The sequence below is a fragment of the Anaerotruncus sp. genome (assembly GCF_057433415.1).
This window is the reverse complement of the sequence record NZ_DBMDHH010000001.1, coordinates 93898-120337: the sequence shown is the minus strand read 5'-3', so window position 1 is coordinate 120337 and position 26440 is coordinate 93898. Positions and strand designations below refer to the sequence as shown.

Below are 26440 nucleotides of genomic sequence, written 5' to 3'. Positions count from 1 at the left end.
GATGAGGAATGAAGGAAGAGGCCCAAAAATCCCCGGCCAAAAACGTCGTGGAGTTCCGGGAGATTTGCAAGTATTTCCCGGGCGTCCGTGCGCTTGACCGGATTTCATTCCGTGCGGAAAGCGGGCAGGTCTACGCGTTCGTCGGAGAGAACGGCGCCGGAAAATCCACGCTCTTAAAAATCCTCAACGGGGACTACACCATGACCTCCGGGAAGGTGCTGCTCAACGGACGGGAGCAGCATTTCACCTGCCCGAAGGACGCGATCGAGGCGGGCATCAGCGTCATCTATCAGGAGCGCCAGGTCATCCTCGATATGACGGTCGCGGAAAACGTCTTTTTGGGGAGCTGGGCGCGCGGAAAGGACCGTTTGATCGATTATAACCGGATGCTCGCGGAGACCCGGAAGGTCATCGAGGAATTCGGCGTCAGCATCGACCCGGCGGCCCGTGTGCGCACCCTCTCCACCGCCCATCAGCAGATGGTCGAAATCATGAAGGCCTACATCCGCAACGCGAAGGTCATCGCGTTCGACGAGCCCACCGCCAGCCTGACCGACAACGAGATCGGCGTGCTCTTCCGCATCATCCGGAAGCTGCGCGCGCAGGGAAAGATCGTATTCTACGTCTCCCACCGGATGAAGGAGCTGGAACAGATCGTCGACAGGGTGATCGTCTTCAAGGACGGGCAGCTGGTCGCGGAGGTCGGCCGGCAGGAATGCACCAACCAGGACCTTATCCGCATGATGGTCGGCCGCGATCTCGGGGACCTGTTCCAGTCTCTCGAGCGCAGCGACTCCATCGGTGAAACCATTCTCGAGGTGCGGGACCTCTGCAACTACTATGTGAAAAACGTCTCCTTCGAGCTGCATCGGGGCGAAATCCTGGGCTTTTCCGGGCTGGTCGGCGCGGGGCGCACCGAGCTCATGCGCTCGATCTACGGTGCCGACCCGACCCTCTCCGGGACCGTCCTGCTGGGCGGGAAGAAGATCGAAAACCGTTCGCCCGCGCAGGCCATCGCGAACGGGATCGCCCTCTGCCCCGAGGACCGCAAGGAGCAGGGGATCATCCCCACCCTTTCGGTCGGCATGAACATCTCCATCAGCGTGCTGAAGCGGCTGCGCAACGCCTGTCTGCTGATCGACGCCAAACGGGAGACGCAGCTGATCGAGGGCGGAATCCGCCAGTTTAAGATCCGGACGCCGAACGCGCAGAAAAAAATTCTCGAGCTCTCCGGCGGCAACCAGCAGAAGGCGGTCGTCGCCCGCGCGCACGAGACCAACCCCGACGTCATCATTCTGGACGAACCCACCAAGGGGATCGACGTGGGGGCCAAATCGGAATTCTACAAGATGATCTGCGAATATGCCCGGATGGGCAAGGGGGTCATCCTGATTTCGTCTGAGCTTCCCGAGATCATCGGGCTGAGCGACCGGATCATCGTCATGCGGGAGGGCCGCGTCACCGGCGAGGTCTCCCGGAAGGACGCCACGGAGGAACTCATTTTGCAGTACGCCATGCTGGGAGGGGACTAAGCGATGGATAAGAGAAAATCGTTTTTGAAAAACAGCGGATTCGTGGAAAAAATCGGCCTGATGGTGGCCCTGTTCGTCATTGTCGTGGTCTTTACCGTGATCAACAAGAACTATTTCAGCACCCAGAACCTACTGAACATTCTCACCTCCGCGTCCCTGACCGGCCTCGTGGCAATCGGCGAGACCTATCTGATCATCGCGGGACTGATCGACCTTTCGCCCGGCTCGATCGCCGCCTTTTCCTCGGTTGTCGCGGGGCTTCTGTTGACAATGGGCGTGCCGAGCATGCTGATCCTCCCGCTGGTCGTTCTGATCGGCCTGCTGATCGGCTTTTTAAACGGGATGGGCGTCAACAAGCTCAAGCTGGAACCGTTCATCGTCACCCTTTCCGCCATGTCGATCTTCCGGGGGCTGGGCTACATCCTCTGCGGCGGAAAACCGGTCTTCATCTCAGACAAATCCTTTACCGACATCGGCTCCAGGCAGGTCCTCGGCATCTTCAATCTGCCGGTGCTGGTACTGATCCTCGCCTTCCTCGTCTCCGCGATCGTCCTGAGCAAAACCTTCTTCGGCCGCAGCGTCTATGTGCTGGGCGGAAACAAATACGCCGCCCGGCTGGCGGGCTTAAATCCCGAAAAGATCTCCACCATCCTCTTTATGATCAGCGCGGGGCTCTCCGCGCTCGGCGGCGGACTGCTCGCCGCGCGCATGCAGTCCAGCCAGCCCTCCTCCTGCAGCGGGCTCGAGTTCGACGCGATCACCGCGTCGGTCCTCGGCGGCGTGGCGATGTCCGGCGGCGTGGGGTCGGTCGGCGGGATGATCCTCGGCGTGCTGATCCTCCAGTGCTTCAACACCGGGCTCATCATGGCGCAGGTCCAGGTCTACTGGCAGACCGTGGCGCGCGGCCTGCTCCTGCTGATCGCGCTTGCCTTCGACTTCTACCGCCGAAACAAGCACCAGAAGAAGATGCTGATGCAGAGCATCGAGGCCGGGCGTTCCGGCGCAAACTAAGTCGTCAGCGCGGCTCTGCCGCGTGGTCATTATCGGTATGAATGAGAGGAGAACTAGTATGAAAAGAACATTGGCCATTCTGCTCGCACTGACAATGGCGGTCACCCTCCTGGCCTCCTGCGCACAGTCCGCCCCCGCGGAGCCCGCGCCCGCTTCCGCATCGGCGGCCGAACCGGCGGCCGCCCCCGAAACGCATCCCGATGCCGCAGAGCCGGCACCCGCCGAAAAGAAGGACGTCGTCATCGCCGGAATCTACAAGTTTGCCGACGCGACCTGGTTTATCAATGAGGGCGTGGCGGCCGGCGAAAAGGTGAAGGAGCTCGGCGCCAAGGACTGGATGTACCTCGACGCCAAGGACGACGGCAACCTCTTCCTCCAGATGGTCGACACCGTCATCGCACAGAAGGTGGACGGCGTCATCTGCTGCCCGCCCGACCAGACGCTTTCGCAGGTCGCGGTGGAGAAGCTCGAAAAGGCCGGCATCCCCGTTTTGGCCGCCGATGACGCGCTGATCGACGACGCGGGCAACAAAATCGCGCCTTGGGTTGGAATCGACGCCTATATGATCGGCCAGGAGAGCGCGAAGTGGCTGGTCAACTACATGCAGGAAAACAACCTGGTCGACGATCCCGAGTGCGGCATCATGATCATGACCACTGACACCGTCACCAGCTGCATCCCCCGTTCGGAGGGCCAGCTCGACATCATCGCCGAAATGCTCCCCGATTTCCCTGCGGACCACATCTTCAAGACCGACTATAAGATGGACCTGAACGTCGCGTTCCAGTCCGCCAACGGCGTGATCGTCGCCAATCCGCAGATCAAAAAGTGGATGGTCCTCACCACCGGGGACGAGGGGACCGTCGGCGCGACCCGCGCGATCGAGCAGGCCGGCCTCGCGGACGGCTCCTGCACCGTCGGGCTCGGCGGCTATCTGGCCCCCGCGGAGTTCGAAAAGGGCTCCTGCTTCAAGGCCGCCGCGTATTTCTCCGCCCTCGAGGTCGGGCGGATCAGCGCGGAGCACATCATGATGATGGTCAACGGCGAGGAGCCCCCCAAGGAGACCGCCGTCAGCTGCATCATGGTCACCAAGGACAACTACAAGGAAGCCATGCCGGAATACCTCCAGTAAGGAGGCCCCGTCAGGGGAGACCTCCTCCACATGACGCAAAAGCGGCCCCGCAAAACTGCGGGGCCGCTTTTTCTTTCGCTTCCGCCGCTCCCGGCGGCAATTTGAACGGTTCGGTTGGGCGCGCCATAGACTGATATGGGAGAATTCCCAATCCATTTTTACGGAGAGATGCCACATGACAATATACCCAAACTCCAGCGCCCCCAACAACTCCGCCCGGTGCTGTCCGGTCCCTCCCCCGCCGCCCTGCTGTCCTCCGCCATGCAGACCCGGACCCACCGGGCCTGCCGGTCCACAGGGACCCGTCGGCCCACAGGGACCCGTCGGCCCGCAGGGCGCGACCGGCGGCACCGGCCCCCAGGGACCGACAGGACCCGCCGGAACCGCCGACAACGGGCTTGCCGCCTACGGCGGTCTCTACAACGCCACCACCCAGCTCCTGTTCTTTACGCAGGCGGACACCTATCTCCCGGTTTCCCTAAACACCCCGATGCCCGCCCGGAATGTCGCTTACCCCGCCGCGAACTCCCTGATGGTGGCCGAGCCGGGGGACTACGAAATCAACTACAACGTCCTGTTGAACGCCAATAAGGCGGTGGACGCCGCGATCGGCGTGCGCAGGAACGGCGCCATCATCCAGCAGACCCGCGGCTCGCAGACCCTATCCGCCGACGGCAGCACCGGACTGACCTTTGACGCGAGGCTCTCCTGCTCGACGATCGTGACGCTGGCCGCCAACGACGTCCTGGACCTGGCGATCGCGATCCTGCGGACGCTTCCCGCCAATCTGGACGCAATCATCAACGGCAACGCGAACGCGACCCTGACGGTCAAAAAGCTGGACCCGATCGCATAAACACGCGGCAGAGGGCCCGCCGGAATTTCCGGCGGGCCCTCTGCCCTTTTGTATCATAATGAGCGGTTACGCGTTGCAGGCGGCGCACAGCCGCTCCCACCTGCGGTCGACCTCCTTCTGGCAGGTCTCGATCATCCACTCGTTTCCCGGTGCGAACATGTGCTTGAACCGGCCCTGCCGCTTGAGGTACTCTTCGACCGGAAGCTTGTTCTTGGGCTGGTAGTTGAGCACCCACCGGCCCTCGATGACCTCAAACAGCGGCCAGACGCAGGTCTCCACCGCCAGCCTGGTGATCTCCATCAGTTCCTCGGAGGGGTAGCGCCAGCCGCGCGGGCAGGGGGCCATGACGTTCAGGAAGGCCGGCCCGGGCGTGTAAATCGCGCGCTCCGCCTTTTCGCTGATGTCCCGGAAGTTTCCGAGGAAGGTCGTCTGGGCGACATAGGGGATGTGGTGCTCCGCGACGATGCGGGTCAAATCCTTTTTCTCCTGCGTTTTCCCGGGGACGACCCGGCCCGCCGGGGAGGTCGTCGCGTCCGCGAAGTGCGGCGTGGAGGAGGACCGCTGGATTCCCGTGTTCATGTAGGCCTCGTTGTCATAGCAGACATAGACCATGTCGTGCCCGCGTTCCAGCGCGCCGGACAGCGACTGGAAGCCGATGTCGTAGGTTCCCCCATCCCCGCCGAACGCAATAAATTTGCAGCTTTCCTTCACCTTGCCCTGCTTTTTGAGGGAGGCGTACGCCGTCTCCACGCCTGAAATGGTCGCGCCCGCGTTTTCAAACGCGCTGTGGATAAAGCTGTCCTTCCAGGCCGTATACGGATATAAAAACGTGGACACCTCGAGACAGCCGGTCGCGCAGCAGACGACCGCCCGGTCCTCCGGTTTGACGGCGCGCAGCACCGTCCTGACCGCGATGGGGGACCCGCATCCCGCGCACATCCGGTGCCCGCCCGAGAGCCGCTCGGGTTTCGCCAGTTCTTCCTTTAAGCTGTATGACATGTTTTCTCCTCCTTATCCCCGCACATCCAGCCAGCGGCAGGGCTCCGCCGCCGCTCCGGACCGGAGCGTCTCCTCGAGCTCTCCAAACACCCGCTCCATGCTGTCCACCGTCACATCCCGCCCGCCGAGGCCGTAGGTATAGCTGACGAGCAGGGGACGCGGCGCGGCGCCGTACAGGGCCGCGCAGACCTCCGCGAACAGCGGGCCGCCCGCCGCGGAGAAGCCCGCGCACTTGTCCATTACCGCGACGGCGCCGCAGTTTTGGAGCGCCGCCGCGAGTTCCTCCGCCGGGAAGGGCCGGAAGGCGCGGATTTTCACGAGCCCGACCCGCTTCCCCGCCGCGCGGAGGCGTTCGACCGCGGCCTTCGCGGTCCCGGCCGACGAACCGATCAGCACCAGCGCACATTCCGCGTCCTCCATCCGATAGGTCTCGATGAGGCCGTACCCACGCCCGGTCATCCGCTCAAACTCGCGCGCGACATCCAGGATGACCCGTTTGGCGTTGATCATCCCCTGCGCCTGGTGGCGCTTGTGCTCCATATAGTAGGCGGGGACGTCATATGGACCGACCGACATCGGTTCCGGCCCGAGCAGGCTGTGCTCCGGACGGTACTGGCCGACAAACGCCCGGACCGCGTCGGTTTCAACCAGCTCGATATTCTCGATCGCGTGGCTGGTGATGAAGCCGTCCTGGCAGACCATGACTGGAAGCTGCACGTCCGGATGCTCGGCGATCCGCATCGCCTGAAGCATGTTGTCGTACGCCTCCTGGTTGGTCTCCGCGTAGAGCTGGAGCCAGCCGCTGTCCCGGGCGCCCATCGAATCGCTGTGGTCGTTGTTGATGTTGATCGGCCCCGAAAGCGCCCGGTTGACGCACGCGAGGGTGATCGGCAGGCGGGAGGACGCCGCCACATACAGCAGCTCCCACATCAGCGCAAGCCCGCAGGAGGAGGTCGCCGTCACCGCGCGCGCGCCCGCGGCCTCCGCGCCGATGCAGGCGGAGAGGGCGCTGTGCTCCGATTCGACCGGGATAAAAGCGGTGTCGACCTCCCCGTTGGCGACATACTGGGAAAAATACTGGGGGATTTCGGTGGAGGGCGTAATGGGGAACGCCCCCATGACGTCCGGGTTTATCTGCTTGAGCGCGTATGCCACCGCCTCGTTCCCCGAGAGCCGTTCACGGATTCCCATCGCCGTTCACCTCCTGATGCGTTTCCTTTTCAAAGCTGATCGCCTGGAAGGGGCAGACCTTGAAGCAGATTCCGCAGCCCTTGCAGTAGAAATAGTCGAAATCCTCCCGTTTACCGTCCTTTACCGGAATAGCCATGTCTGGACAAGTTGGGGTGCAAAGAAGGCACTGCCTGCACCGATCCGCGTGGAAGACCGGGCGCATGACCCTCCAGTCCCCCGTCTTCACCGCCGAAGCGGTTCCGCCCTCATAGACCGCGCCGCCCGGTGTAATCTCCTGCCAGCGGATATCCTCCCGGATTTCCGCCGCTCGTTTGCTATTCACCCGATGAGCACCTCCTGCATCGCTTTGACAAGCGCCCGCATATTTCCCTCGATCATCTGGGGCTTGGTGGCGAACTTGTGCGCGAAGGACTGGCGCATGTCCTTCACGAAGTTTTCTTCCGGGATGACGCCGCTCACCTTCACCACCGCGCCGAGCATCGGCGTGTTCGGGAAGTTCTTTCCAAGCGTCTCCTCCGAGATCCGTCCCGCGTCCACCGTACAGATTTTTCCCTGGTAGCCGTGCAGGCTCCCACGCAGTTCCTCCGGCTTTTTGTCCGAATTGACGATCACCGCGCCCTCTTCGCTGAGCCCCTTCGTCACGTCGACCGCGTAGAGCAGCGTCTCGTCCACCACCACAACGTAGTCGGGTTCATAGATGTTGCTGTGCACCGTGCAGCGCTCCCGGCTGATCCGGTTGTAGGCGGTGATGGGCGCGCCCATCCGCTCGGGCCCGTATTCCGGGAATCCCTGCACATACCTGCCGGTGTTGAAGGCTGCGTCCGCAAGCAGCAGCGACGCCGTCTTTGCGCCCTGGCCGCCGCGGCCGTGCCATCTGATCTCCACAATCTCTTTCATCTTAACCTCCCGTCCGGTACAGGCGCGCGAAGACGGGGACGGATAAAAACTCTTCCATTGTCAGCCCGCATTCCCCGAGGTCGCGCGGATTGTCCTGTCCTTTCTTGTAATCAGCATGATAGTCGGAGCCGCCCGAGACAAACAGCCCCTCCGGCATCCGCGACCGCACCTCCGCCCAGATCGCTTCCGGCGGGCGGCGGTCCTTGCAGGTCGTCTTATCGTAGGTATAGCGCACCTCCATGCCGTCGAGCCCAGCCCCGGCCAGCCGCTCGATCAGCCGCCACCGCCCGATCCGCTCCCCCTGGAAGCGGACCTGCTCGTCAATCAGATAGGGATGCGCGAGGATCGCCGTCCCGCCCGCGCGGTGGATCGCCTCGATGATCCGCAGCGCGCCGGGCTTCTCCCGCTCGACATTGAGGGCGGGGTCCTCCCGGACCAGGAGCTTCGCCTCGCTCCAGGCGGAGACGTACCCCTTTGCCGCCATGTAGTCAAAAATCGCTTTCTTTTGCAGCTCCGCGACGGGGATCTCCCGCCCGCCCGCGGCGAGCAGCTCCGCGAGGTCGATCCGGTAGCCCCGTTCGTTCAGCCTGCGGATGAGCTCGAGGTAGGAGCCCGACTTGCTCTCCGCGATGCGGGCGACCTCCCGGGCCATATCCGGCCCCTCCCAGTCGCAGCCGAGGCCGACGATGTGGACGTCCTGAATCTCCGTTTCGCAGGAAAACTCGATGCCGCGCAGCAGGCAGACGCCCCGCTCCCCGGCATAGGCGTGGATTTCCCGGACGCTCCCGTCGGGGAGGGATACCTCCGCCGGCGGCAGGACGTCGTGGTCGGTGATTGCGAGGACCCTGAGCCCGCGCGCCGCCGCGCGGTCGATCGACTCCCGGGGAGTGTCGTTCCCGTCCGACCGGGTCGTGTGGCTGTGCAGGTCGCATTCGTAAGCTGCCCGGCCGGCCGGGCCTACCGTGACAGGTTTCACAGCTCGACGTCCTCCCCGGCGAACAGCCGAATGAACTTCTCCATCAGCAGGGAGGCCGCGTTCTCGACCGCCTCGTCGAAGGCGACCGGGGCGACGTCCGGGTTCTCAAGCTGTCTGCGGGACTCCCCGAGATAGACCTGCTTGAGCGCGGTGGAAAGATTGATCTTCGCGCCGCCGAGGGCGATCAGCCGGCGGAAATCCGCCGCGGGCAGCCCCGTGCCGCCATGGATGACGATGGGGACCGGCTGCGCGGCGAGCCGCTCCACCAGCCCGAAATTGAGCGCCGGCACGCCGGTATACAGCCCGTGCGCCGTCCCGATGGAGGGCGCGATGGCATCCACGCCCGCCCCTTCGATGAAGGCGAGCGTGTCCTCATAGGACGCGGCGCTGGCGGTCTTGCTCGAGACCTCCTCCTCCACGCCCAAGATGACGCCCACCTCCCCCTCGACCGCAACGCCGCGCGGGTGCGCGTACGCGGCCATTTCACGGGTCTTCCGGATGTTCTCCTCCAGCGGCAGCGCGGAATAGTCCATCATGACCGCGTCCCATCCGGCATCGGCGCAGGCGCGCGCCAGTTCTTCGTCCCTGCAGTGGTCCAAATGCAGCGCGACGGGGACGGACGCCGCCGAACGCAGCCCGTCGATCATCCGGAACATTTCGGAGACCCCATAGCGCCGCACCGTACCGACGGAGGGCTGCAGGATTACCGGGCGCCCCGCCCGTTCGGCCGCGTGGATGACCGCGCGCGCGGTGTTGTAGTTGAGGATGTTGATGGATGCACAGGCGGTCGAGGACTCCCTCGCCCGCCTCAAAACGCGGACAAACAGATTGCCGTTCATAACAGCCTCGCTTTCCGGCAGGCGGAACGCGGCTGTTTCCCGCTCTCCCTGCGGCATACCGCGGCCGAATGCCTGATTATTTGGTTTCGTATTCAAAATGGAGTTTGATCTTATCCCCCCGGAAGAGCACCTTGCTGTATTCAAAGATGCGCCCAGCCGGGGACTTGTTGACGTCCTCAAGCATCAGGAGAGGAAACCTTCGGTCGATCTCCAGCAGCTCCGCCTCCTCCTCGGTGGCCAGCACCGATTCGAGCGATTCGGAAACCGCGGCGGCCTTCAGTCCGAACTGTTTTTCCACGATCACGCAGAGCTGCTCGGTCTCCAGGTACTCCTCCGTGAGGGAGGGGCACATGGCCTTCGGCAGGTAGGAGAGATGCAGGCTGAGCGGGCAGCCCTCGACCAGGCGCACCCGTTCGATGAAGACGACCTCGTCCCCACGGGTGATCCCCAGCTTTCCGGCAATGTGCGCGTTCGCCCTGACCGTTTCGAAGCGGACGAGGCGGGTCGAGGTCTGATAGCCCATCCGTTCCAGCTGCTCGCGCACGCCCATGTAGGCCAGCGATTTCGTGGAGATTTTGGGCTCGGCGACAAACGTGCCCTTCCCCTGCACGCGGTAGAGCATCCCTTCGTTCACCAGCTGGGTAATGACGGCGCGCACCGTCATCCGGCTGATGCTGTACATCCGGCTGAGTTCAATCTCAGACGGGATGGCATGATTCACTTCCCATTCCTTGTTGAGGATCGCGGTGCGCAGGATGTCCTCCAATTGCGCGTACAGCGGCTTCGGGCTGTTTTTGTCCAGTACCATACTTTCCCTCCGGTTTCCGACGCTTTATCAGCAGTTGGAAATTTTTATGTATCCTCCTTCATTATATTACGTGTCTGGACAATGTCAAGCAAGCGGACAGGGTCGTGCCAAACGCCTGTAGACAGGCATTTGGCGTGCAAGCGGGATAGACAGGAACCGTCCCCGGCGCGGCAGCCTCCCTCTCCGCCCTTACTTGAACGTTCCTGTATATACAAATATAGTAGCGTCTGCGGGCCCACTTGTCAAGAGATTTATATGCACAAAATCATACTTGCACAATATATGATCGTATTGGTATAATCATGTCAGGTTGATTTAACAACGGAGGTGCGTTATGAAAGAATTGTATACCATTGGCGAAACCGCGGCCTTGATGGGCATTACAACGCGCACCCTGCGCTACTACAATTCCATGGGGCTGATCTCCCCCTCCTACACCGACCCGGACACCGGGTACCGCTACTATTCCTTCAAGCAGTTCCACTACATCGACCGCATCAAGTACCTGCAGAGCTTCGGCCTGTCGCTCGAGAGCATCAAGGAGGTCATCCTCTCGGGAAGCGTGGAAACGCTGCTCTCCCACCTCAACGAGCAGCGGGAAAAACAGCGGCGCGCCATCGAGGAATCGGAAAAAATCCTGCGGGACATCGAGTGGTATATCGAATACTTCACCTACGGGGCCTCCGGCAGACCGCCCGAGGAGTTTTACCGCGTCCATCTGGAGGAGCGGTATATCCTCAATACCCCCTGTTTCGCGGGGGAGCCCGTCGACGAAAAGGCGGTGCGGCTGGCCGCCCTGAAGAGCCGGAAGCAGGAGGAACGCCTCGCCTACCGCCGCCAATACGGCTTCCTGATGGATTTCGACGCCATGCTCGAGGGCCGCTTTCTGGAGGCTGGCTACTTCGTCTACCTCCGGGAGAAGCCCGCCGTCCTCTCCCCGGGCATCCGCAGCCTGCCCGCCGGGGAGTACCTCTGCTTTCGCTCGCGGATTTTCCTCGACGACATCGACACCCACCGCATCCGGGACTACATTCGGGAGCCGCCCCCGCACACGCTCGTCATCGCCAACGAGTATGAGGACAACCTTAAGGAGTACGAGCGGGCGGAGTACGAAATCCAGATCCTCCTCTGAAAAAACGGGAACCAAAGGTTCCGCGGCCCGCCGGACGGCCGGCCTGACAGGATTGTTGACGTTTGAGACAGCCCTGCCAGGCCGACCGTTTTGTGTTTCCCACACGCGGGTTGTATTGGCTTGTTTGATCAATAATTGGCTAAATCTACAGAATATTTTGTTCGATTCTCCAACAAAACGTGAATAGACCTTTACGTAGCGTCAAGGTCTACAATGAGGTCGTCAAGCGGGCAACTGTTAAAATCCCCTGTACCGTCGGGCCTGGTCGCGACAGGCCCCGGACGGCACGGAACCATTCACCGGACACCGGCGATACCAATTTTTGAGGTGAGTTATGATGAACCAAATGAAAGACGATACCGGGCTTCTTTACGCGGGAGACGAGCTGGACGGGGACGTCCTGCATGCGGACGCGCCCCCGATTTTCCTCGCCAGCGCCTACGCCATGGGCGACCTGCACGAGCTCGTCGAAACGGTGGACGCGGACGGCTACGTCTACAACCGGATCGCAAACCCCGACCGCAACGCGCTGGGCAAGGCGATCTCCTACCTGGAGAACGGGCAGAAGACCTTCGTCTGTTCCTCCGGCATGGCGGCTATCAACCTTGCCCTGCACACCTGCACCAAACAGGGGGATCACATCCTGGCCAACAGCTCGCTCTACGGCGAGACGATCGACCTGATGGACAACATCCTCCCCCGGTACGGGATTGAGACAAGCTATGCCGATTTTACCAACCCGGACGAAATCCGCAAGGCGATCCGGCCCAATACAAAGGTCCTCTACACCGAAGTGATCTCCAATCCGCTCACCACGCTGGTGGACCTGGACGAGGTCGCGGCTGTCGCGCACGGCGCGCGCGCCGTCCTGATGGTGGACAGCACCTTTACCACCCCGTTCGTCATCAAGCCGCTGGAGCACGGCGCGGACCTTGTCATGCACAGCCTCACCAAGTATTTCGGCGGCCACAGCGATCTGACGGCGGGCTCCATCACCTACAACGATCCCGAGATCGGCGCGGAGCTGCGCAACCAGTATATCCTGACCGGCTGCTGCGCGGACCCGGTGTCCTCGTGGCTCTGCCTGCGCAGCGTCCGCACGATGGGCCTGCGCGTCAGAAAGCAGATCGAAAACGCCGAACTGCTCTCCCGGGCGCTGCTTAAAAATCCGCACGTACGGCGCGTCAACCATCCGAGCCTCGACACCCACCCGCAGCGGGAGCTGGCCAAGCGGATGTTCCCCCACGGCTGCGGGGCGATGCTGAGTTTTTCGGTGGCGGACGACCGGGAGAAGATCAACGAATTCCTGCACCGTCTCCAGTTCGTCAAATACCTGACCACGCTGGGCGGCCTGCGCACCAGCATGTCCCATCCGGTTTCCTCCTCCCACTACGGCGTGCCCGAGGAAATCCGCCTCAAGATGGGAATCCACGAGGGGCTGCTGCGCGTCTCGGTGGGAACGGAGGACATTGACGACCTGATTTCCGAATTCAATTCCGCATTGGACGTATTCACCTGACAGATCAGATGAGGAGGAAAGATAATGGATTTCCTGGTTAACGGCATACAGGCGGTCGCCAATTTCCTGTGGGGGACCCCGATGACGATCGCCCTGCTGGGCATCGGTATCTACATGACGATCAAGTTCAAATTCAAATACCAGTTCTCCCTCAAGTTCATGTTCCAGAATTCCATCGGCAAGCTCTTCAAGAAGGGGGAAAAAGGCGAGGGGACCATCTCCAGCTTCGCGGCCGGATGTACGGCGCTCGCCAGCACGGTCGGGGTCGGGAACATCGCCGGCGTCGCGACGGCGGTCACGATGGGCGGCCCCGGCGCCATCGTCTGGATGTGGGTCGCCGGACTGGTGGGCATGTCCACCAAGGCGGCCGAGATTATCCTCGGGCAGCGATACCGCGTCCGGTATAAATCCTCCAACGAGTTCATGTGCGAGCGCGCGTTCGTCGTGCGCGACGCCATGGGCTGGAAGGTCGGCGGCTTCCTGGTCGGCCTGTGGTGCGTCATCTCCGGGCCCTGGTCCAACCTGACCCAGAGCGAGGCGTTCACCAACTCGATCCACGAGGCGTTCGGCATCGACAAGCGCTTCATCCTCGCCTTCCTCGGCATCACGGTGTTCATCACTGTCGCCGGCGGCCTCAAGCGGATCTCCGCCGTTGCGGAAAAGGCCGTCCCCTTCATGGCGATCCTCTATATCGTCGCCTGCGTCGGCATCCTGGTCATTTTCCATGACCGGATCCCCGCGGCCTTCGGCTCGATCTTCTCCCACGCCTTTACCCCGATCGCCGGCATCGGCGGCTTTGCGGGCGCCACCGTCCGCGACGCGGTCCGCTACGGCCTCGCGCGCGGGATGTATTCCAACGACGCCGGCACCGGGCTCGGCATCGTCCTGCACGCCCCGGCCAGGACCGACCATCCGGTCCGCCAGAGCGCGTGGGCATGGGGCGAAATCTTCGTGGACACCATCGTCATCTGCACGATGACCGCGCTCACCCTGATCATCACCAACTCCTACATCGACTACGGCGACATCACCAGCGGCCAGCTCTCCACGATCTCCTTCCGCATGGCTTACGGCGAGTGGGGCGCCTACCTGATGGCGATCATCCTGGGCTTCTTCGTCTGGACGACGATCATCGCGCTCTTCTATTCCTGCGAAAAGTCGCTGAACTTCTGTCTGGGCAAGCGGCGGCTGACGCCCGTGCTCAAATACGCCCACATCTGCTACTACGTCCTGCCGCTGGTCTTCCTCTCCACGCTGGACGTCGCCGCGATCTGGGCCCTGCAGGACCTCATCAGCGCCGTCTTCATCCTGCTGACGGTCACGCTGATCATCGGAAACCGCAAGGAGATCATGCGCCTCTTCCACGACTTCTTTGACAATTACCTGCCCGCGCTCAAGCGCGGCGAAAACCCCGAGCCGGTGATCTACGGCGAGGTGGTCGACGACGAGGCCTCCGCGAAGGCCTAAACGAACCAAAGGACGGGAGCGGCCGGGGAGCCCCGGGTTCCCCGCCGCTTCCGCCATTGAAAGGCAGGGGTCGCATGTTTGATCTGAAACTTGAAAACGGCATCATCGTCACGATGGAGCCCGGCTGCCGGCCGTTCGTCGGCTCCATCGGCGTGACGGACGGACGGTTTGCCGCGGTATGCGAGGGCGCGCTCCCCGGCGAGGCGCGGGAGCGCGTCGACGCGGCGGGCAAAATCATCTTCCCCGGCATGGTCAACGGCCACGTCCACGGCGACATGACCGTCCTGCGTGGGCTTGGGGACGGCCTCACACTGCTGGAGCAGAACGAAATTTACGAGCCGCGCCGCTACTTCCTGGAGGACCTCACGAAGGAGGACCTCTTCTGGTCGCGCCAGCTGACCTATATCGAGGCGATCATGTCCGGCACCACCTTCCTCCTCGAGCACGAGTACACCTCCCTCGGGAAGGACTCGATACGGGCGATGGCCGAAACGGGAATCCGGGGCGGCGTCTCCGACGACATCCAGGACCGTCTCGCCGCCGGCGGGGCAAAAGCCCTGCGGGAGGACTATGCGGCGTTCTTTTCGGAGTGCCGGGAACAGGGCATCCTGCCCGTCGTCAGCAGCCTTTCGGAGGAATTTTTCGACGAGGAGCAACTGCGCCTGATCGAGGAATTCGCGCGCGACAGCGGGGTGCTCATTACCCAGCATTTCGCCGAGACCGACTGGCGATCCCGCCACATCGCCGAGCATTTCCGCACAACCCCCGTGCGCTACCTCCAGGAGCGCGGGCTTCTCGATATCGCCCCCATCATCGGCTCCCATGCGGTGCAGGTGGACCGGGAGGAGGTTGGGATGCTCGGCAGGGCCGATTTCCGCGTCGTCAACACCCCGCTCTGCGAGATGAAGATCGCTGACGGGGTCGCGCCGATCCCCGATTACCTCGCCGCGGGCGTCCCGGTCGGGCTCGGCACCGACGGCGGGCTGTGGAACAACAGCAACGACCTCTTCCGCGAGATCAAGGGGATCCTGCTCCTGCACGCGATCACGGGCGGCGTCCGCGCGGTCAGCGCACGGCAGGCGCTCGAGATGGCCACCATCCAGGGGGCGCGGGTCTTTGGGCTGGAAAAGGAGCTCGGGAGCATTGCAGTCGGCAAGCGCGCCGATTTCATCACGATCGATACCGACGCGCCCCACCTCTGCCCGCTGCGCCTCGGCCACTACGACAACGTCCTCTCCACCCTCGCCTACAGCGTGACGGGGCAGGACGTGCGCGACAGCTATATCGGCGGGCGCGCGGTCATGCGCGACCGCAGCCTCTGCCGCGTGGACCGGAAACGGATCATGGAGGCCGCGCGGGAGGCCGGGGAACGGGTACTCGCGCGGTACGGCCCGCGGGAGCTCCTCCGGCCGGAGGACTGAACCGCGGGGCCGTCCACAAACCAGAGGATGTTTTGCTCGCGCAAACACATCCCAGCTTTAGGAGGAACACCATGGAATTCAATTGGAACACGCCGGTCAGGCTCACCTTTGGCCCCGGGAAAATCAGGGAGGCCGGAGAAGTTGTAAAGCAGTATGGGAAAAAGGCGATGATCGTCACGACTGGGCCCTTCTTCCGGGAAAACGGCCTGCTCGCGCGGCTGGAAAAAATCCTTTCGGACAGCGGTGTCGCGTCGGTGGCGTTCACCGATATCAGCCCCAACCCGCTCTCGGTCGATGTCGACCGGGCCGCGGCGCTTGCCATGGACAGCGGCGTCGACGTCCTGATCGGCCTCGGCGGCGGCAGCGCGATCGACGCCGCCAAGGGGATCGCAATTGCGGCGGGGCACCGGGGAAAGATCTGGGACTTCGCCCCTACCCCGAGCGGCGGACGGCAGGCGATCACGGGCGCGACCTTACCGGTCGTTGCAGTTACCACCACGTCGGGCACCGGCAGCCACGTGACCCAGTATGTGGTCATCACCAACCCCGAAACAAAGGAAAAACCCGGCTTCGGCTGCGACTACACCTGGGCCAGGCACGCGATTATCGACCCCGAGCTCATGCTCAGCCTGCCTCCGAGGATTACGGCGAGCACCGGCTTCGACGTCTTCTGCCACGCGCTTGAGGCCTACACCAGCCGCATGTCCACCCCCATCTCCGACCTCTACGCCGAGCGGGCGATCTCGATAGTCGGCAGATACCTGCGCGAGGCGGTCATACAGGACGGCAGCCTCGAGGCCCGCTCGCAGATGGCGCTGGCGGACACGCTGGCGGGCATCGCCATCTCGATGGGCGGCGTGACCAACTGCCATGCCGTCGCCCATGCCGCTGGCGGCATCGACAACGTCGTGCACGGCGAATTCCTGGCGGCGCTCGCGCCGGTCGTCTACGAGTACGACATGCGCTCCAATCCGGACAAATACAAGGTGGTCGGGAAGCTGCTGAACCCCGCGGCTAAGACGGAGGGCCGCTCCGACGAGGAACTGCTGGCCGGCTCGATCGATGAGATCAGGGCGCTGCTCCGGGATATCGGGCTCGACAAGACGCTGCGCGAGGTCGGGGTGGGCCCGGACGTGCGCGCGATCGCCGAGGCGACGGTCGCCTATATGGGCGTGGGGCTGGATAACGACTATCAGACCCTGGACGCCGCCGACATCACCCGCCTGCTTGAAAAAGCCTACTGATTGCTGGAGGGATTCGGAATGGTTGATCTTGCGCACATCTCCAAAAAGGAACTCGGCAAGCTGTTCGACCACAGCGTGCTCCCCAAAAACGCCTGCGAACGGGAGATCCGGGAGGGCTGCCGCACCGCGCGCGCCTACAACTGCGCGGCGTTCTATTCCGCGACCAGCTACTGGACCCCTGTCGTCCGGGAGGAGCTGGCGGGGAGCGACCTTTTGATCGGAACGGGAATCGACTTTCCGTTCGGGGCCTCCCCCCTGCCCGTAAAGATCGCCCAGATGGAGGAGGCGCTCCGGGCGGGCTGCAACACCCTCGACCTGATCATCAACGTCGGGGCGGTCCGCGACGGCCGCTACGACGTGACGAAGGCGGAGCTGGACGCGTTCAAGCGCATCGCCGGGAAGGACGCGCTGACCAAGGTCATCCTGGAAGTGTGCTTCCTGACGGATGAGGAGATCACGCGGGTATGCGGGCTCATCGCCGAGGCGGGACTGGACTACGCGAAAACCTCCACCGGACAGTACGAGGGCCCCAGCATGGACCAGTTCCTTGTCATGAAAAAGGCGCTCACGGGCACCGGGGTCAGGCTGAAGGTGGCCGGCGTCAAATTCCCGCGTCCCCAGAACGCCTACGCCTTCATCAAGGCCGGGGCGGAACTCATCGGGACGCGGGCGTCCGGCCAGATCATCGACGCGTACGACCAGATGAAGGAAATCGGCCTCCTCTGACGGGCCGGGAAAGGAGAAGCTCTGTTTGGAACATTATATCGCGGCAATCGACGTGGGCACCACCGGCGCGAAAGCGATGATCATCGGGACGGACGGCTCGGTGGCGGGGCAGGGGTACCGGGAATACGGCGCCGCCTATCCCCGCCCCGGATGGGTGGAGCAGGATTCGGAGGAGATCGTCGAAAAGACCTTTGAGGCCTGCCGGCGCGCCGTGGAAGCGGCGGCCGTCGACCCCTCCCAGCTCGCCTGCGCCAGTTTTTCCTGCCAGCGGTCGACGTTCGGCTTCCTGGACGATGAAATGCAGATGATTGACCGCCGTCTCTACGGCTGGCAGGACCAGCGCGCGGCGGAGACGATCGACGAAACGGCCGGACGGATCGATCCCGGCGAACTCTACCGCATCAGCGGGATGCCCGTCTCGCCTCCCTTCGCCATCCATAAGCTCGTCTGGATTTTGAAAAACGACCCGGATACATACCGCCGCGCGAGGTGGATCGTACACCTCGGGGACTATGTGTCCTACCGGTTCGGCGCCGGGGAGCTGCGCGCCGAGCTGACGGCCGCCTGCACGCTGGGGCTGGTGGATTTCGCCGCGCGCGGCTGGTCCGACCGCATCCTGACGGCGACCGGTATCGACCGTGCAAAGCTGCCGCCCCTCGTGGAATCCGGCGCGCGAATCGGCTCGGTCTCAGCCGCGGCCGCCGCCCGCTCCGGGCTTCCGGAGGGGCTGCCGCTGATCGCCGGTTCGGGCGACCAGCAGTGCGCCGCCATCGGCGCGGGCGTTGTGAGCGACGGCATGGCCTCCCTTACTCTCGGCACCTCCGGTTTTCTCGTGGCGGGCGCGCAGTCCCTCGACCTCAGCAAGACCGCCGGCCTGATGGCCCCGCTCTCCCCCGCCTTCGGCATCTGCGAGCTGGAGGCCAACCAGCTCGGGGCGGCGAGCGCCTATCGGTGGGCGCGCGACGTCCTCGCGGAGACGGAATGCGCCCGCGCGGAAGATACCGGCACGGACGCCTACCGGCTGATGGATATCCGCGCCGAACAAAGCCCGCCCGGTTCAAACGGGGTCGTCTTCCTTCCCCACCTGACCGGAAGCGGGTATCCCAACTGGGACCCCGACGCCAGAGGGGTCTTCGCGGGGCTGACCTTCTCGAGCACCAAAAACGACCTGCTCCGCGCCGTCATGGAGGGGATCACCCTCGAGGCGAAGGACATGTACGAGACAATGCGGGAATCCGGCGTCTCCATCCGTTCTCTCGCCATCACGGGGGGCGCCACGAAATCCCGCCTCTGGCGGCAGATCATCGCCGACATGTTCGCCACGGAAGTCAAGGTGCTTGCCGTCGCGGACGCGACGCTGGTCGGCGCGGCGATCATCGGCGCGGTGGGCGCGGGCCTCTTCGCCGACGTGCGGGAGGGTGCGCGCGAAATGGTGCACATCTCGCATACCGTGCTGCCGATCCCGGAAAACGCCGAGACCTACCGCCGACTCCACCGCGTCTACCGGGAGGTGTACGCCTCCCTGCGCGGCGGCGCTTTCCGGCAGCTCTCCTCCCTGTGACGGCGGGCGCTTCCGCCCGCCCCAGGCACCAGGTACCCGGCCGCATAACCACGCGGTAAAAATAAATATAAAGGAGCAATTTTATGAGCGCGGTTGAAAAACTGGACAACATTGAAGCCATCTGTTTTTTCCCGAAGGACTTTGACGGTTCCCGCCGATTCTTTGAGGACAAGTGGGGATTCCAGCCGAAGCGGATCCAGCCGACAGTGGAAAACCCCAACTTTATCGAGTATTCCTTCCGCGGCGCGACGATCGCAATCTGGGCGCGGGACGCCGTCGCCGAGATCATGGGCGAGCAGAACCTCATGGATGAGGCGCACAACTTCATGACCGCGATCAAGGTCCCGCGGGTGGAGGACGTGGACGAAATCTACGAGGATTTCACCTCCAAGGGAGTGGTCTGCATCAGCAAGCCCGAGACCTTCGGATTTGGTTCGCGCGCCGCCTACTTCCTCGACTATGAACGCAATATCTGGGAGATCTTCGCCTGGGTGGAGGGAGGGGACGGGCCCGCGCTCGTCAATCCATAAGGCAACCCATATCAAAAGAGGCCGCTGAACAGGTTCAGCGGCCTCTTTTTGGTATGTGCGCCTATTTCCGCAGGGAAAAATGTCCGCCGGGGCAGAGCGAAACGCAGAGCCCGCAGCCGGAGCACCGCTCCCGGACGACCCGGACGCGGTCTCCCTCCCGGACGACCGCGCCGTCGAGGCAGGCGGTGACGCAGGGACAGCCGCCCTCCCCGCAGCTTTGCCCGCAGGGGGAATCCAGCGAGGCATGCAGACGGCGGGTGAGGATCTCCTCAAAGGGGGAGAGGGAGTCCAGCGCGATCCCGCGCAGCTCCTCGACCGAGCCATACCGGTGCACCCGCATCCACGCCTCCAGATCCTCCACCGTCCGGGTAATCCGCCCGTATCCTCCCAGCAGGACCGCTGAGCCCAGCTGGACCACCGAAGCTCCCAGCATGAGGAATTCCAGCGCGCTGAGCGCGTCCTCCACCCCGCCCATCGATGCGATCTGGCAGTCCGCCAGCTGGCTGAGCATGGCGGTCGCCGCCAGCGAAACCGGACGGATATGCGGGCCGGAATACCCGCCGATCGTGGGCGTCCGGGAGCGGCCGCGCTCGACGTCCACCCCGATGAGCCCGGAGAGGGTTTCGATCGCGCTGACAGCCTTCGCCCCGGCGCGCTCCACCGCCTGGACGAACTCCCGGGAGGACGCCGCGTGGTGGGGCAGCCGCACCATCACGGGGACGGAGACCTTTTGGGTGACCTGCCGGATCATCTCGTAGATCTCATCCGGATGGATCGCGAGGTTCTCCATCTTGGTCCCGATGGGGGTGAAGCAACAGAGCTCCAGCGCGTCCGCGCCGAAGCGCTCCACCGCCGTGGCGGTGTAGGCCAGCTCGGAGGGGGTGCCGCCGCGGATGTTGCAGATCAGAAAGCTGTCCCCCTTCCGGACCTGCGAAAGCTCCCGCTCCAGCTGCTCGAAGGACAGCGTGCTGTAGAGCGTCGTATTGAGTAGCCGCCCCTCCTGCCGGTAGATGCGCGGCCGGAGAAGCTGGCTCTTTTCCAGTGTGATGGTTTCGGTGACGACGGCCGCCGCCCCCGCGTCGATCGCCTTTTGGATCGACGCGGCGTCCCGCGACCAGGGACCGGCCGCCACGATGACCGGGTTTTTCAGGGGCAGGCCCATAAAATCCACCGCTGTGCACATACCGCTTCCCCTCCCCTCACTCGAACTGCTCATAGATATTCTTCTTATTGCCGCAGGATTTGCGGATCTTCAGCTTGGATTTCAGCACGATCTCCTGCGTTTCGATGTCGTAAAGCTCGCTGTTCTCGATAAGGTCGATCAGCCGCCGGGCCGCCACCGTCCCCAGCCGCTCATACGGATGCTCCACCGTGGTGAGCGCCGGGCAGACGACCGTGGCCATCTCGGAGTCCGTGAAGCCGGCGACCGCCAGCTGGCGGGGAACCGCGAGCTTCTCCTCCTGCGCCGCCTTCATGATGCCGACCGCGATGCCGTCATCGGCGGCAAAAAACGCCTGCGGCAGGGCTTCCCCCTCCGCGAGCATCTCCTTTAAAACGATGTACCCGCCCCGGACGCTGTCCTCCGTCTCCAAAATGGGACAGCCGCCCGCGTCCAGGCCGCCCGCCGCGAGCGCTTGCAAAAAGCCCGCCGTGATCTGCGGCTTTTCCGGATAGTCCGCCTCGGTCTGCACCAGCGCGATACGGGTGTATTTCATGTCGATCAGGTGGGCGGTGAGCTTGGCGGCGGCGTCCTGGAAGTTGATGCTGCAGTTGTTCTCGCTCTCCGCGTCCGCGCACTTCCCGACCAGGACGACGGGAATCCCCGCCTGCCGGAGCGGCCCGAGCTCCGGCGGGGCTTCGGAGCCGCGCACCAGGATCACGCCGTCCGGCCGGGAGGCCGCGACCGCGCGGATGCTTCCGTTCTCCCCGCCCCGAAAGCCGCTCGTCTCGCAGATCGTCAGCTGGTAGCCGTTGGCCTGCAGGACCTGGCGGATGCCGGCAAGAATGCCGTAATACCGCGGCAGGACCGGGACGATCAGGACGACGGCGCCGGTTTTTTTCCTGGGCGGCTTGGCGGCCAGCTTGGGCGAATAGTTGCAGGACTCCAAAATCCCCAAAACGCGCTCCCTCGTCTCGGGCGCGACGGTCTCGGGATGGTTGATGACGCGGGAAATGGTGGCGATGGAAAGCCCCGCCTGCCGTGCGATCTCCCGGATATTCAAAAGCCTCACCTGCCGTTTCTGGGACGCATCCTGTCTTTTTTTCCATCTTAGCACAGCAATCCCTTTTCATCAAGTATTCCGCGTGAAGTTTCCGAATAATCAGTGAAACACATCCCGGTAACATCGTTATGTTACATCAGTTCCAGCGCAAGCGACCCCATCCACTCGTTCAGCCGGCGGGTGGTAATTTTAAAAAATTTGCTCCGTTTCAAGCGTTTTACACAACAAATCCCGGTTTATTTCTGTCGATGTAACGATTGACAGCCTTTTGGCAATGTGGTATTTTGTAAATGTAACAAGTGCATTTGTTACATTCCATTTTCATCAGCGGGTCTGCGCGCGAATTCCCGCGGAGGGCACTGGAAAGCTGATTTCTGTGTGTGTCACGAGTTTCTCGTGAGTAAGGAGGAAACAGAATGTTTAAGAAAATTCCAAAAGGCTACGGGCTCAACGAATGTCCCCCCCTGCGGGAAGCGATCGCCCTTGGATTTACGCATCTGCCGGTGCTGCTGCTGAACACGGTCCCGATCCCGCTGCTGATCGGCGGCGGAATCGGCCTGCCGGCCTCGGAGATCACCATTTTGATCGCCGCCTGCCTGTTTGTCGCGGGCATCGCCAGCATCCTCCAATCGATCGGCGCGGGTCCCGTCGGCGCGCGGCTGCCGGTCTTTCTGGGCAACAGCTTCGTCTTCGTGGCGCCGGGCATCGCCATCGCCGCCCAGCACGGGCTCGACACCTTCACGGGCGCCTGCCTGGTCGGCAGCGTCGTCTGCCTGATCGTGTGGGGCGGGCTCTACAAGCAAATTGCAAAGCTGGTAAAGCCCTACATCTCCGGCACGATCGTGGCGATCCTCGGCATCAGCCTGTGCGGCGTGGCGATCGGCTACTGCGCGGGCGGCACCGGGAGCGCCGACTACGGCTCCCTGAGCAACTACCTGCTGGCCGGCGGCACCATCCTGCTGACCCTCTTCCTCCAGCGGTTTACGAAGGGGCTCCTGCAAAAATGCGCCGCGCTCGTCTCGATGGTCGTCATGACGGCGGTCTACGGCTTTATGGGGAAGCTGGATTTTTCCGAAATGATCCAGTCCGCGTGGCTCCGGGTGCCGCAGCCGCTGCACTTCGGCATCCGCTTTGAGCTGGGCACCATCGTGACGGTCAGCTTCCTCTGCCTTGTGGCCCTGCTCGAGCTGCTCGGCGACCAGACCACCGCGGCCAACCTCGCCGAAAACCGGCTGCCCACCGGAAAGGAACAGCACGGCGGCATCCTCGCGCAGGGGATCAGCAGCGTGTTCGGCTCGCTCTTCAATCTCTGCCCGACCATTTCGATCAGCGCCAACCTCGGCCTCTGCGGCCTCACCGGCGTCACCAGCCGCTTTGTGATCGCGATCACCGGCGTGCTGGTCATGCTCTGCGGCATCTGCCCGAAAATCTGCGCCGTCTTCACCCTTGTCCCCAACGCGGTGCTCGGCGGCGTGGCGCTGATGACCTTCGGCGTCATCATCCTCTCGGGCATCAACATCCTCAAGAACTGCGAAATGGGCAACCGCGAAACCACAATCGTGGGAATTTCGCTGGCGGTCGGCATCGGGTTCAGCGCGGTGGCGGACAGCCTCGCGGCCTTCCCCTTCTGGGTCACCTCGATGCTCAGCGGCCTGCCGGGCACCGCCATCACCGCCATCCTGCTCAGCGTCCTGATCCCCGCCGAAAAGAAGGCGAAAGACACCGTATCAGAATAGGGGGCTCCTCATGAAAACCATCCTTTACCAAAACGCCGACTGGATTTTGACGATGGACGGCGACCGCCGCCGCTACCGCCACGGCGACCTGCTGATCAGCGGGAATGAGATCGTGGACGTCGGCGAGCGCCTCGCCGAAAAGCACCGCGCGACCACCCCCATCGACGAGGTGGTCGACGCCTCCGGGCGCGTCATCCTCCCGGGGTTCGTCAACGTCCACCACCACACCTGGCAGTCCCTCATCCGCAACATCAACGTTGCAAACGGGCTGGTGCTCGAGCCGTGGCTCCAGGTGATGTTTGAAATCTTCAAGGACCTGACTCCGGAGGTCGCCCGGGCGGGCGTCTACGCCGGGCTCGGCGACGCGCTCAAAACCGGCTGCACCACCTCCAACGACCTCTTCTATCCCCACCCGGTGGAGGGGCTGGTGGAGGCGACGATCCTGGCGGCGGAGGAGATCGGCATCCGGTTCCATCCCAACCGCGGCTTTGAATCGCTGGCAAGCAACATCGTCCCGCCCGAAATCATCAGCGCGCCGGAGGAGATCATCGCGGACACCGAGCGCCTCGTGAAGCGTTACCACGACCCGTCGCGGTTTTCCATGTGCCGGGTGGGCGTCGCGCCCAGCATGCCGCAGTACGGCACCCTCGAAAGCCTGCGCGCCGCGCTCGACCTCGCGGAAAAATACGACCTGCTCGTGCACGGGCACCTGGCGGAAAGCCGCTATGAGACCGAATTCACCCTCGAAAAATTCGGCTGCCGCCCCTTTGAATGGTTCCGGCGGCACGACCTGCTGGGCGAGCGCTTCTACTACGCGCACTGCGTCCACATCAACGAGGAGGAGGTGCGGCAGATGGCGAAGACGAACACCGGCATCGCGCACTGCCCCATCTCCAACATGTTCCTGAATTCCGGTGTGAGCCCCATCCCGGCCTACCTCAAGGCGGGCGTCAGCCGCATCGGCCTCGGCGTGGACGGCGCGGCCAGCAGCAACTCCTCCAACATGATGGAGGAGATCCGCAGCGCCTATCTCGTCAACCGGCTTACCTGGGGCCGGGACGCCGTCGGCCCGGAGGACATTCTCTACCTCGCCACGGCCGGCGGGGCCAAAACGCTCGGCCGCGACGACATCGGTTTCCTCGCGCCCCATATGGCGGCCGACCTGGTCGTCATGGACTGGAACCAGCTGCAATATGCCGGCGGCTGCAACGACCCCGCGGCCTGCATCGTCATCAGCGGCGACCCCCGCATGGTGAAGGACGTCGTGGTCAACGGGGAAACCGTCGTCAGGGACGGGAAGCTGACCCGTATCGACGAGGCCGAGACGTGCGGGCTCGTCAACCGCGTCGGCAGGGAGCTGCTGACGAAGGCGTCCGTCCGGGAACCCCGGCTGAAGGCCGACCTGGTTTGACCTCCTCTCATTCACGATATCGCACCGCAAAGAAGCACACCCTCCGCACATTCCAAAGAATGTGCGGAGGGTGTGTCTCTCTATTCCGCGGGGTTCGCCCCGGCGCGCAAAAAAAGGACGCAGACGCGTCCTTTTTTATTGTCCTGTTTCACGTCCCTAATCCTCCGCGTAGGCGAGCAGAGTCTCCGCCGTGCGGGAGTCGATCGCGAGGACGTCGACCAGCCCCGCGCGCAGGCTGCCGATGAGCGGGGGCACCTTGTCGTCGCTGGCGATGCAGGCGCAGGAGTGGCGGGCGCTGCGCAGCGCCTCGAGCCCGATGCTGATCGTCCGCTCGTCGAGGGAGGGGTCCACGATCTCCCCCCGCTCGTTGATGAAGCGGCAGCAGATGCAGCCCACCGAACCGCTCCGGTGAAGCTGCTGAAGCTCCTCCGTGGAAATGTATCCGGTGCGCCACAGGCAGTTCTCCTCGCTGAGCACGCCGATGTTCGGGAACGCCACGTCCACGCCGTTGACCTGGTTGATGATGTGGCTGATCTTGGAGTCGTGCAGCAGGAGATCCACAATGATGGAGTTCTCCACCACCACCGGACAGGGCAGCGTGTTGAGCGATTTGACCCCCAGCTTTTGGGAAAAGTGCCGCACGATCTCATTGGCGAAGTTGTTGCTGTCGGCGTTGTCGAGATTCCCGGCGATCTGAAGGATGACCGAGGCGGGCATCGAAACCTCCTGGAGGTGTTCCGCCAGCTTCAGCAGCGTATAGCCCCATGCGATCCCGATTTTGTCCCCGTCCCGCAGGAAGCCCTGGAAAAAGGGCGCGGCCTGCCGCACGGTATCGGCCAGCGCCCGTTTGTCGTCCGCGTAGGGCGATTCGGTCACCAGCACATGCTCGAGCCCGAACCGCGCCCGGATACGCTCCTCCAGCTCGTGCACGTCGCCGCAGGGCGGCGGGCTGATCTGGATATTCACGATCCCGTCCTCGCGCGCCTTGGCGAGCAGGCGGGACACCTTCGGGCGCGACAGCCCCATTTCGGCCGAAATCTCGGCCTGGTTCAGGTTGTCCAGATAGTAGAGCCGCGCGACGGTATAGAGCAGCTGCCCATCTCTGTTCATCATCTTCCCCCCACGGTTGATTCCCATTATTTTGCTTCCTTCTCTTTCTCTAGAATAGAAAAAAATGATTGCTTTGTCAATAGATTTGGACTAAATTTCAAATTTAGTTTTTACTTTTCG

The 26440-nt window shown here is 63.3% G+C and carries 24 protein-coding genes; 14 read left to right on the top strand and 10 right to left on the bottom strand.

The annotated features are described in order from the left end of the window. Positions 1–8: 8 nt before the first annotated feature. From ACZO3G_RS00465 to ACZO3G_RS00450, 4 genes are all read left to right on the top strand, one after another. Positions 9–1532, top strand: coding sequence for a sugar ABC transporter ATP-binding protein (locus tag ACZO3G_RS00465; RefSeq protein ID WP_276870970.1), 1524 nt, complete (start codon positions 9–11; stop codon positions 1530–1532). A 3-nt stretch (positions 1533–1535) separates the two neighbouring features. Continuing rightward, the gene (locus ACZO3G_RS00460) at positions 1536–2543 is read left to right on the top strand and encodes an ABC transporter permease (protein ID WP_121586051.1); all 1008 of its coding nucleotides are present in this window, start codon (positions 1536–1538) and stop codon (positions 2541–2543) included. A 58-nt stretch (positions 2544–2601) separates the two neighbouring features. Beyond that, entirely contained in the window at positions 2602–3675 is a 1074-nt protein-coding gene (locus tag ACZO3G_RS00455; RefSeq protein WP_276870974.1) for a substrate-binding domain-containing protein, read from the top strand. Between the two features lie 175 nt (positions 3676–3850). Then, entirely contained in the window at positions 3851–4531 is a 681-nt protein-coding gene (locus ACZO3G_RS00450; protein ID WP_276870977.1) for a hypothetical protein, read from the top strand. A gap of 66 nt (positions 4532–4597) precedes the next feature. Here ACZO3G_RS00450 and ACZO3G_RS00445 read toward each other — a convergent pair whose 3' ends face one another. The 7 genes from ACZO3G_RS00445 to ACZO3G_RS00415 form a co-directional block, all read right to left on the bottom strand. Next, positions 4598–5530 carry a thiamine pyrophosphate-dependent enzyme gene (locus ACZO3G_RS00445; protein WP_276870980.1) on the bottom strand — a complete coding sequence of 311 codons (933 nt, stop codon included), beginning with the start codon at positions 5528–5530 and terminating at the stop codon, positions 4598–4600. 12 nt (positions 5531–5542) lie between these two features. Then, on the bottom strand, positions 5543–6721 hold the full coding sequence (gene porA, locus ACZO3G_RS00440) for a pyruvate ferredoxin oxidoreductase (protein ID WP_276870983.1): 1179 nt from the start codon (positions 6719–6721) through the stop codon (positions 5543–5545). Continuing rightward, a complete protein-coding gene (locus ACZO3G_RS00435) occupies positions 6708–7043 on the bottom strand; it encodes a 4Fe-4S dicluster domain-containing protein (protein ID WP_276870985.1) in 336 nt (111 codons plus the stop codon). The genes porA and ACZO3G_RS00435 overlap by 14 nt, the downstream gene beginning before the upstream one ends. Further along, positions 7040–7618, bottom strand: coding sequence for a 2-oxoacid:acceptor oxidoreductase subunit gamma family protein (locus tag ACZO3G_RS00430; RefSeq protein WP_101552183.1), 579 nt, complete (start codon positions 7616–7618; stop codon positions 7040–7042). The genes ACZO3G_RS00435 and ACZO3G_RS00430 overlap by 4 nt, the downstream gene beginning before the upstream one ends. Before the next feature lies 1 nt (position 7619). Then, positions 7620–8594 carry a PHP domain-containing protein gene (locus ACZO3G_RS00425; RefSeq protein WP_276870989.1) on the bottom strand — a complete coding sequence of 325 codons (975 nt, stop codon included), beginning with the start codon at positions 8592–8594 and terminating at the stop codon, positions 7620–7622. Then, the gene (locus ACZO3G_RS00420) at positions 8591–9433 is read right to left on the bottom strand and encodes a class II fructose-bisphosphate aldolase (RefSeq protein ID WP_276870991.1); all 843 of its coding nucleotides are present in this window, start codon (positions 9431–9433) and stop codon (positions 8591–8593) included. The genes ACZO3G_RS00425 and ACZO3G_RS00420 overlap by 4 nt, the downstream gene beginning before the upstream one ends. Before the next feature lie 76 nt (positions 9434–9509). Beyond that, positions 9510–10241, bottom strand: a complete 732-nt coding sequence (locus ACZO3G_RS00415; protein ID WP_101552190.1) for a GntR family transcriptional regulator — start codon at positions 10239–10241, stop codon at positions 9510–9512. A gap of 334 nt (positions 10242–10575) precedes the next feature. Here ACZO3G_RS00415 and ACZO3G_RS00410 point away from each other — a divergent pair, with 334 nt between their 5' ends. The 8 genes from ACZO3G_RS00410 (at position 10576) to ACZO3G_RS00375 (ending at position 19841) form a co-directional block, all read left to right on the top strand. Next, positions 10576–11373 (top strand): MerR family transcriptional regulator, encoded by a 798-nt coding sequence (locus tag ACZO3G_RS00410; RefSeq protein ID WP_101552193.1) that lies wholly within the window; start codon positions 10576–10578, stop codon positions 11371–11373. Between the two features lie 337 nt (positions 11374–11710). Next, complete coding sequence (locus tag ACZO3G_RS00405; protein ID WP_121586124.1) at positions 11711–12892, top strand: trans-sulfuration enzyme family protein; 1182 nt, start codon at positions 11711–11713, stop codon at positions 12890–12892. A 24-nt stretch (positions 12893–12916) separates the two neighbouring features. Continuing rightward, complete coding sequence (locus ACZO3G_RS00400; RefSeq protein WP_101552195.1) at positions 12917–14359, top strand: alanine/glycine:cation symporter family protein; 1443 nt, start codon at positions 12917–12919, stop codon at positions 14357–14359. Positions 14360–14433: 74 nt separating this feature from the next. Next, positions 14434–15780: an amidohydrolase family protein gene (locus tag ACZO3G_RS00395; RefSeq protein WP_276870996.1), complete on the top strand. Its 1347-nt coding sequence runs from the start codon at positions 14434–14436 to the stop codon at positions 15778–15780. Positions 15781–15851: 71 nt separating this feature from the next. Further along, positions 15852–17024 (top strand): iron-containing alcohol dehydrogenase, encoded by a 1173-nt coding sequence (locus ACZO3G_RS00390; RefSeq protein ID WP_276870998.1) that lies wholly within the window; start codon positions 15852–15854, stop codon positions 17022–17024. A gap of 18 nt (positions 17025–17042) precedes the next feature. Continuing rightward, the gene (deoC, locus tag ACZO3G_RS00385) at positions 17043–17750 is read left to right on the top strand and encodes a deoxyribose-phosphate aldolase (RefSeq protein ID WP_101552201.1); all 708 of its coding nucleotides are present in this window, start codon (positions 17043–17045) and stop codon (positions 17748–17750) included. A gap of 25 nt (positions 17751–17775) precedes the next feature. Then, complete coding sequence (locus tag ACZO3G_RS00380; protein ID WP_276871001.1) at positions 17776–19311, top strand: FGGY-family carbohydrate kinase; 1536 nt, start codon at positions 17776–17778, stop codon at positions 19309–19311. An 83-nt stretch (positions 19312–19394) separates the two neighbouring features. Next, positions 19395–19841 carry a VOC family protein gene (locus ACZO3G_RS00375; RefSeq protein WP_101552205.1) on the top strand — a complete coding sequence of 149 codons (447 nt, stop codon included), beginning with the start codon at positions 19395–19397 and terminating at the stop codon, positions 19839–19841. Positions 19842–19902: 61 nt separating this feature from the next. Here ACZO3G_RS00375 and ACZO3G_RS00370 read toward each other — a convergent pair whose 3' ends face one another. Together ACZO3G_RS00370 and ACZO3G_RS00365 are read right to left on the bottom strand one after the other, a co-directional pair. After that, complete coding sequence (locus ACZO3G_RS00370; protein ID WP_276871005.1) at positions 19903–21024, bottom strand: 4Fe-4S binding protein; 1122 nt, start codon at positions 21022–21024, stop codon at positions 19903–19905. 16 nt (positions 21025–21040) lie between these two features. Continuing rightward, complete coding sequence (locus ACZO3G_RS00365; protein WP_276871008.1) at positions 21041–22063, bottom strand: LacI family DNA-binding transcriptional regulator; 1023 nt, start codon at positions 22061–22063, stop codon at positions 21041–21043. A gap of 416 nt (positions 22064–22479) precedes the next feature. On the opposite strand from ACZO3G_RS00365, the gene ACZO3G_RS00360 reads away from it, so the two are divergent. Beyond that, positions 22480–23799: a uracil-xanthine permease family protein gene (locus ACZO3G_RS00360; RefSeq protein ID WP_101552211.1), complete on the top strand. Its 1320-nt coding sequence runs from the start codon at positions 22480–22482 to the stop codon at positions 23797–23799. A gap of 10 nt (positions 23800–23809) precedes the next feature. Next, positions 23810–25210, top strand: coding sequence for an amidohydrolase family protein (locus tag ACZO3G_RS00355; RefSeq protein WP_277138440.1), 1401 nt, complete (start codon positions 23810–23812; stop codon positions 25208–25210). Positions 25211–25366: 156 nt separating this feature from the next. On the opposite strand, the gene ACZO3G_RS00350 is transcribed toward ACZO3G_RS00355, so the two are convergent. Then, positions 25367–26347, bottom strand: coding sequence for a sugar-binding transcriptional regulator (locus tag ACZO3G_RS00350; protein WP_277138439.1), 981 nt, complete (start codon positions 26345–26347; stop codon positions 25367–25369). Between the last annotated feature and the right edge of the window lie 93 nt (positions 26348–26440).